Origin of the sequence: Pseudonocardia pini, assembly GCF_013870575.1 — a bacterium.
In the GTDB taxonomy this organism is placed as follows: Bacteria; Actinomycetota; Actinomycetes; order Mycobacteriales; family Pseudonocardiaceae; genus Pseudonocardia; species Pseudonocardia pini.
The window spans coordinates 1-3658 of sequence record NZ_JACBXB010000576.1; the positions used below are offsets into that span (position 1 = coordinate 1).

Consider the following 3658-nt stretch of genomic DNA (forward strand, 5'->3'; position numbering starts at 1 on the left):
GGGCACCGCGCTACTGAAGGCGTACGGGTCCCTGAAGGCCCGGCCCGCACGGCGAGAGCCCCACCGCCGTCCGGGCCGGGCCGGGGCTCGCCGTACTCGGGCTCAGCGGGATCGGGGCTCTCGTGGCCGTCGTCTCGCGAGCAGCACCGTCCCGTGAGTCACCGCCGGCTCACGACGCGGCGGCCGCGCGGGCGGCGTCCAGGAAGGACTGCACGAGCGCGGGGTCGGCGTAGTACGGGTCGCCGTTCCCCGCGACCGTGCGGCGGTGGCTGTACTCGAACAGCACGGCCAGCTTCCACAGCGCGAGCGTGGTGTACCAGCGCAGGTTCGACAGGTCCCGGCCCGTGCGTGCCGCATAGCGCTCCGCCAGCTCGGCGCGGGTCGGGTAGCCCGGCTCCAGGACCGCGGTGCCGAGCGCACCGGTCGGGGTGAGCGGCTCCCCGGCGACCGGCCAGGACGCGAGGAAGTAGCCGACGTCGAACAGGGGGTCGCCGATCGTGGCCAGCTCCCAGTCCAGCACCGCCGCGACCCGGCCCGCCGGCCCGAGGATCACGTTGCCGAGCCGGTAGTCGTTGTGCACCAGCGTCCCGCCGGACTCGGCGGGCACGTTCGCCTCGAGCCAGCCGTCGACCTCGGCGAACGCGGGCGGCGGAGCCCCGTCGGAGTCCGCGACGAGCCGGCGCATGCGCCGCAGGTGCCTGCCGTTGAACCCCTCCGGCCTGCCCATCTCGGCCAGCCCGGCGGCCTGCCAGTCGACGGCGTGCAGCCCGGCCAGGGTGTCCACGAGGGACTCCCCGATCGCCCGGCGGTGCTCCGCCAAGGCTCCCGGGGTGCGGGTGGTGAGGACCGGCCCGGGGACGTGACTCATCACGTACAGCGGGCTGTCGACCACCTCGCCCGCCTCCGCGGTGGCCAGCACCTCGGGCACCGGCAGGCCGCTGCCCGCGAGCCCCCGCAGCAACCGGGCCTCGCGCAGGACGTCGTGGGCGCCGGGCGGCAGCGGTGGGGGCGGCGGCCGCCGGACGACGACGTCGCGGCTGCCGCTGACCAGGTACGTCAGGTTGGAGTGCCCGTCCCCGATCCGACGGGTGCGCAGCGGGCCCTCGACGAGCCCCGCGAGGAACCGTTCGAGGGAGACCAGGTCGGCGGGCGACCAGTCCCAGACCGCGGTGTCGGTGCTCATCTGCGCCTGCTCGCGACAAGGTGGTTCAGGTAGTCCCGCGGCCAGTGCGTCTCCCACTGCCCCGCGGCGGGCTCGCCGTCGATCGTGGCGTCGCAGGCGGACTCCCAGATCTCGGTGGCCATCGCGTCGTTCGTGGGCAGCTTGACCAGGCCGAAGCGCTCGAAGGTCACCTCGGTCCGACCGCCCGCGGTGTCGACGAGGGTGGCCTCGAGGTGCTTCTGGGACATGTCGTCGTGGTAGGTGGCGTGGTGGTCGATGTGCGCGATCGGGACCGTCACGCCGTCTCGGATCACCGAGCCCGCGAAGCCCCACTCGCCGCCCGCGATCCAGATCCAGCCGTTGATCGCCCGCCCGGTGTCGGTGTAGGCCACGAACCACTTCCAGTGGTGCGGCACGCCCCAGTCCCGGTTGCCCCACGAGTGGTCGCGGTGGCCCATCCGCCGGTCCCACTCGACGCGGCGGCCCGCCACCTCCAGGAAGCCGGACACCCGGCCCGCCTGCTCCAGCCGGTTGGCCGCGAACCACTCCGGCAGCCCGTCGGGGTTGGAGCGGTAGCTGAACGCCTCCTGCACCGCCTCGAAGCGGTACTCCAGACGGACCGTGTCGCTGGAGTAGGTCACCTCGGCGGTGCGGCGCAGCTCCGGCTGGCAGACCGTGAGGCCCCCGACCCGGAAGTCGTCGAAGTCCATGTCCGCGGGAACGCTGCCGCCGCCGAGGTCCAGCGCGAGCGGCTCGCTCCCCGGGCCCCAGACCGCCACGTTGAACCCGGTCTTCCCGTGCGCGGTCAGGTACAGGTAGATCTGCAGCCCGAGCCGCTCGTCGGGCATGATCATCTCGTAGAACAGCGAGTCCCGCATCCGGCCGCCCGGCTCGGCGGGCCAGTGCCGCAGGTCGTCCTTCGGCCCGAAGCCGGCATCGGGGATGTGCACGGTCACGGTCTATCTCCCGGTGAAGTTCGGTGGCCTGCGCTCGAGGAAGGCGTGCAGCGCCTCGGGCATGTCCTCGGCCCGGGTGAGCAGGGACTGGCCGCGGTGCGCGGGCGGCGCCTCGGACCCGACGGCGGTGAGGCCCGTCCGGAAGCTGATCCCCTGCCCCAGCCCGGCCACCACGGCCCCCGCGGCGAACAGCCAGTAGGACACGGCCACGATCCCGCCACCGACCGTCAGCACGCCGACCACGAGCATCGCGCAGCCCAGCGGCATCGCCGTGCGCTCGGAGAGCAGCGCCGTGCCGACCTGGCCCACGGCGGAGCCGAGGAACACCAGGAAGACCGTGACGCCGGCGAGCAGGTGGTTGGGCCTGCCGAGCACCTGGGACAGCACGGCGGGCGAGACGGCGGTGAACATGCCGAGCACCGCGAACCCCGCGAAGCACGGGATCGCCGCGCGGACGAACGTCCCCCGGACCTCGGGCGGCAGCCCGCCCAGCCGCAGCGGCTCGACCCGGAACGACCGTCGCGCCACGCGCTCCGGCACGACCAGCAACCCGATCCCGACCAGGACCACCAGCGCGATGTGGACGAGGTACGGCAGCTCCATGGGCCAGGGCGCGAGCTCCACGAGCAGCCCCGCCACGACCGGGCCCAGCCCCAGGCCCAGCATGTTGACGGCCGCGGCGACGAGCCCGGCCCGCGCCTTGCCGTCGGGCGGGGCGTGGTCGAGGATCGCCGCCGTGGCCGTGCCGGTGAAGACCCCGGCGGACAGGCCGGAGAGCACCCGCCCGACGAACAGGGCGGGCATGGCCGGGACCAGGAACACCAGCGCGCTGACCAGCGCCAACGCCAGGCCGAGGTAGAGCACGGGCTTGCGGCCGATCCGGTCCGAGAGCCCGCCCAGGACCAGGAGTGCCGCGATCACGCCGACGGCGTAGGTCGCGAAGACGACCGTCACGACGAACCCACCGAAGCCGTAGCGCGCCTCGTAGAGCGGGTAGATCGGCGTCGGCAGCGTGGTGCCCAGCATGGCGACCAGGAAGGCCGTGGCCACCAGCGCCGTCGCGGTCCCCGATCCGATGCGGTCGGGGGCCGTCGTGTCGGTCATCGTGTCCTCCGTCGTGCTCGTCCGGAACGATCCAACACCGCCACCGGACCCGGTGCTTCCCGACGCGCCCGGCGCACCCGGTCCGTCCGGTTCGGATCCTCGTCACGCGGTGGACCGCCGTCTGCCAGGCTGGGCGGGTGGCCGAGACCGACTTCACCGACCTGCAGTCCTACGTCGCGCTCCCCCGGCTCGCGGGTCTGGCGTTGTCCGCCGACGGCACCCGGCTGGTCACCACGGCCGCCGCGCTGGACCGGGACCGCACCGCCTGGCGACCGGCGCTGTGGGAGATCGACCCGTCGGGGGTCCGGCCCGCCCGCAGGCTGACCCGCGGGGAGAAGGGCGAGTCGCAGCCCGCCTTCACCCCCGAGGGCGACCTGCTGTTCGTCTCCGCGCGGCCCGATCCGGAGGCCGAGGAGACGCCCGAGGCGGCCGCGCT

At 74.2% G+C, this 3658-nt stretch carries 4 protein-coding genes; 1 reads left to right on the forward strand and 3 read right to left on the reverse strand.

Features of this window, described 5'->3' with window-relative positions; all coding sequences use genetic code 11:
* Positions 1-169 precede the first annotated feature (169 nt).
* The 3 genes from H5J29_RS25010 to H5J29_RS25020 are packed head-to-tail and all read right to left on the reverse strand — an operon-like array spanning position 170 to position 3222.
* Positions 170-1183: a phosphotransferase family protein gene (locus H5J29_RS25010; protein WP_181783475.1), complete on the reverse strand. Its 1014-nt coding sequence runs from the start codon at positions 1181-1183 to the stop codon at positions 170-172.
* The gene (locus tag H5J29_RS25015; protein ID WP_181783476.1) at positions 1180-2118 is read right to left on the reverse strand and encodes a DUF7064 domain-containing protein; all 939 of its coding nucleotides are present in this window, start codon (positions 2116-2118) and stop codon (positions 1180-1182) included. Before H5J29_RS25015 ends, H5J29_RS25010 begins: the two co-directional genes overlap by 4 nt.
* A gap of 3 nt (positions 2119-2121) precedes the next feature.
* A complete protein-coding gene (locus tag H5J29_RS25020) occupies positions 2122-3222 on the reverse strand; it encodes an MFS transporter (RefSeq protein WP_181783477.1) in 1101 nt (366 codons plus the stop codon).
* A 137-nt stretch (positions 3223-3359) separates the two neighbouring features.
* On the opposite strand from H5J29_RS25020, the gene H5J29_RS25025 reads away from it, so the two are divergent.
* Positions 3360-3658, forward strand: a 299-nt coding sequence (locus H5J29_RS25025; RefSeq protein ID WP_512700137.1) for a TolB-like translocation protein, incomplete at its 3' end; no start/stop codon positions are given.